Genomic DNA, 4,241 nt, shown 5'->3' on the forward strand with positions numbered 1-4,241 from the left:
TCCAGAAATATCTATGAAACCTTTGCCTCCTATGACCTGACCACCATCCCGCTGTTCATCCTCATGGGACAGCTCGGATTCAATTCCGGCATATCCAAGCGCCTCTATTCAGCCGGGTATAAATTCCTGGGCAGCGTACGCGGGGGACTTGCCATGGCAACGGTAACCGCCTGTACAGCCTTCGGGGCCGTATGCGGCTCAAGTCCTGCCACAGCCGCCACCATGGCAACGGTGGGGTTGCCGGAGATGAAGCGGTTCAATTATGACGATGCACTGGCTACAGGCTGTGTGGCCTCGGGCGGCGGCATCGGCATGATCATGCCCCCGTCCGTGGTGCTGATCATCTACGGCATTTTAACGGAGCAATCCATTGGTCAGCTTTTTGTGGCCGGTATATTCCCGGCGCTTCTTGTGACCCTGCTTTTTATCGGCGCTGTTTTTATCACCTGTCTTATGGACAAAAACGCCGGACCTGCCGGGGAAAAATTTTCCTGGGCAGAGCGGTTCAAAGCGCTTTTGGGCCTTGGAGAGACCCTGGTTATCTTTGCCCTGGTGGTGGGCGGCATTTTCTACGGTCTGTTCACGCCCTCGGAAGCTGCGTCCATAGGCGCGTTCGGTGTTCTGGTCATTGCGGTGCTTCAACGCCGGCTCACCTGAAAGGGGTTTGTGAAATCCTTAATGGAAACATTGACCACCTCCTGCATGGTTTTAATGCTGATCACAGGGGCCGTGATTTTCGGCAAATTTCTGGCCGTCACCCGGATTCCCTTTGAGATTGCATCCTGGGTGAGCGGGCTTGATATGGCTCCGACCCTGGTCATTGCCGTAATCATTTTGATCTATTTTCTGGGCGGCTGTTTTATGGATGCCCTGGCCTTTGTTACCCTCACGGTTCCCATATTTTTTCCGGTGGTCATGGAGCTGGGGTATGACCCCATATGGTTTGGCATTATCATTGTCATGGTCACGGAGATGGGGGTTATTACGCCGCCTGTGGGTATCAATGTTTACGTTGTCTACGGGGTGGCCCAGAACGTGCTGTCCCATACCGTGGCCCTGGAAAAAATATTCAAGGGCATTATCCCGTTTTTGATTGCCCTGATTATCGGGATAGTCATTCTTATTGTTTTTCCCGGCATTATTTTGTTTCTGCCCCATTTGATGTACTCCTAGGATCCAAATTGATTTGAAAGATTTTAATACACTGCTTGAGGGATCAGCAAAGGCCCATGGCCATCTGTGCCCGGGCCAGGTGATCGGGGTACGCATGGCCATGCTCGGATGCCGGCTCATTGGCCTGGACGAACCGTCCACACTGCCCCAGATCAAAAAAATCATTGTATATGTGGAGATAGACCGGTGTGCCACGGACGCCATTGCCTATGTCACAGGCGTGAAGCTAGGCAGAAGATCCTTAAAATTCATTGACAACGGAATCATGGCCGCTAGCTTTGTGAATCTTGAAACAGGAAAGGCGTTCAGGATCGTATCCACGGAAACCGCCCGGGACCTTGCCCCAAAGCTGATGCCCCACATTGAAGATCCAAGGCTTGCCCAGCTTGAAGCCTACAAAATCATGGACGATTCAGATCTGTTTACGGTTACCCAGGTAAGCGTCAATGTCCCGGCATCGGACATGCCAGGTCCCACACGGTTCAAGGCTGTATGTGCCCGGTGCGGCGTTGTGGTCAGGGATAAAAAGGAAGTTTTTAAAAACAACCGGATCCTGTGCCGGCCCTGTGCCCGGGGATCCTATTATGAGCCTGTGAACATCCATGAAAACAATCAGAAAACAACCAAAGAGATAACGATGCCGTTTAAAACCATTCCTGTCCAGAATGCCCAGGGCATGACCCTTGCCCATGACATGACCGAAATCATCCCCGGCCAATCAAAGGAACCGGCCTTTAAGCGGGGACACCGGATCCAGGCCGGGGATATCTGCCGCCTCATGCGTATGGGAAAAAACAATCTCTATGTTCTGGATTTGGATGAGGCCAGCCAGGTCCATGAGGATGATGCCGTGCTTGAACTGGCATCTGCCCTGGCCGGGCCGGGCGTTGCGTTTTCCGGTCCGCCCCATGAAGGAAAGCTGGAACTGCGGGCCTCCTGCTCCGGTCTGTTCCGGGTGGATGTCGAGGCGTTAACCCAATTCAACATGCTGGCTGATGTCATGTGCGCCAGCATTCACACAAACACGGCGGTTAGAAAAGGCCATGCACTGGCCGCCACCCGGGCCATCCCCCTGGTGATCAGCCGCACACACCTGGACCAGGCCACAACGCTTGCCAAACAGGCCTTTCCCATTTTTTCAGTCAGTATGTTCAACCCCTTGACCATCCGGCTCATCATCGTGGGCAACGAGGTATACACCGGACTGATCCAGGACCGGTTCCAGGCCATTATTGCGGAAAAAGTGGGTAATCTGGGGGCAGATATTCTGGAGTTCTGTATCCTGCCCGATGATAAAAAGCGGATTGCCGGCAGGATCCGGGAGTATCTTGACAAAGGCACGGACCTGATCATCACCACCGGCGGCATGTCCGTGGACCCCGACGATGTGACAAAGGATGCCATTGAGGCAGCCGGGTTTGACCGGACCCACTATTCGTCGGCAGTTCTGCCAGGAGCCATGTTCCTTTTAGGATACACGGAGCAAACGGTTATCATGGGGCTTCCGGCCTGCGGCCTGTACCACAGGGCCACTATTTTTGATCTGATTCTGCCCCGGGTCATGGCCGGGGAGCGCCCGGGAAAACGGGAGCTTGCAAGCCTGTGCCACGGGGGCCTGTGTCTGAACTGCAGTTCCTGCCGGTTTCCCAACTGCGCTTTTGGCAAAAGCATTTAAAGGGCAATCCCATGCAGACCATTGTCCAGATCATCGGCCAGCCCGGTTCCGGCAAAACCACCCTGGTGGCGGAACTGGTGCGCTATTTTTCGGGGCAGGGCCTGTGTGTCGGTACGTTGAAGCATTCCAGTGACACCTATGAACTGGACAAACCGGGCAAAGATTCCTATGTACACAGGCAAGCCGGGGCAATCCCCGCCGCCATGGTCAACGCTGAAATGGCTGCCTTATATTTCCCGGCCTCTGATTTCACCCGGCCCGAAAAACTGATCCAGACCTATTATTGTCATGCAGATCTTGTTCTCATTGAAGGATGGATTTGGGGACCCTATCCCAAAATAGAAATCTGGCGGAAACATGTGGGTAAAACGCCCTTGTTTACAGATGTGGAAAAGGTCTGTGCCCTGGCGTGCGATAGTGTTCCGGCAGACACAGAAAAACCATGCCCCCCAATTTTTGCCCTGGATGATATTCCGGGTCTTGCCGGTTTTATCCGTTCATAGGGCCATGGCCCTTAAACGTCCCGGTGTATCGCCTCAGCCATTCCTCTTGAAAAATCAGACAGTTTATTATAAACTTAATCGGTTTAACAGATGATAAAAAAAGGATTCTAAATGAAATTTTCCTTCAATAAAAAGGATATCCTGGAAGTTCTGGCAAGAATTCAGGGTATCACGGGCAGAAAAACAAATTTAAAAATCACCTCGGATGTTTTGATTACGGCGGTTGAGTCAAAGATAACCATCACGGCCAATGACCTTGAAACGGTTTTCACCGGCACCTATGAGGCCCAGGTTGAAACCCCTGGGATTCTGTCTGTCAACTCAAAAAAATTCTTTGAAATCATCAGGGAATATCCCAATGAAAATATCTGCATCAACGAGGTTGAAAACCGGTGGATTGAGATAGGGTCCGGGGACAGTGTTTACCACATTGTTTCCTCGGATTATGAAAATTTTCCTGAAACCCCTGTGATTGAAAACGTCAACTTCATAGAGATTGCAGCCCAGGACCTGAAAACGATGGTGGCCGTCTCTTCGGTGGTGGGATTCCAGAACGAGGAAAAAAGAACCTATGTTCTGGGCTCCCTGATCGAAAAGGCCGTGGTTGACGGAGAGGAAAAGCTGCGGATCGTTTCAACGGATTCAAGAAGGCTTCATTGTTTTGATGCGCCGTTTACAGGGGTTCTTGATCTGGGGGAGGCCCGGGTGATCATCCCCAAAAAAGGACTGGCCGAACTTGGGAAATTCATTGATTCCAATGTGGAAACCATCAAGGTGGGCGTCAAGGACAATCATTTCGTGTTCCAGCGGGCCAATGAATCCATAATGATCAAGCTGCTTGAAGGCGATTATCCGGACTACAGGCTTGTCCTTAATTTCGAGGGCATGAT

3 protein-coding genes and 1 pseudogene are annotated in these 4,241 nt (G+C 51.9%); all 4 read left to right on the forward strand.

The window, feature by feature from the left end; genetic code table 11:
- Window positions 1-1,173 (forward strand): annotated as a pseudogene (locus tag AB7U36_RS19580) (TRAP transporter large permease); the annotation flags it as partial.
- A 13-nt stretch (window positions 1,174-1,186) separates the two neighbouring features.
- Window positions 1,187-2,848 carry an FmdE family protein gene (locus tag AB7U36_RS19585; protein WP_428161319.1) on the forward strand — a complete coding sequence of 554 codons (1,662 nt, stop codon included), beginning with the start codon at window positions 1,187-1,189 and terminating at the stop codon, window positions 2,846-2,848.
- An 11-nt stretch (window positions 2,849-2,859) separates the two neighbouring features.
- Window positions 2,860-3,351 carry a molybdopterin-guanine dinucleotide biosynthesis protein B gene (gene mobB / locus AB7U36_RS19590; RefSeq protein WP_428161320.1) on the forward strand — a complete coding sequence of 164 codons (492 nt, stop codon included), beginning with the start codon at window positions 2,860-2,862 and terminating at the stop codon, window positions 3,349-3,351.
- 111 nt (window positions 3,352-3,462) lie between these two features.
- Window positions 3,463-4,241, forward strand: a 779-nt coding sequence (gene dnaN / locus AB7U36_RS19595; RefSeq protein ID WP_428161321.1) for a DNA polymerase III subunit beta, incomplete at its 3' end; no start/stop codon positions are given.

The sequence above is a fragment of the Desulfobacter sp. genome (assembly GCF_050177295.1).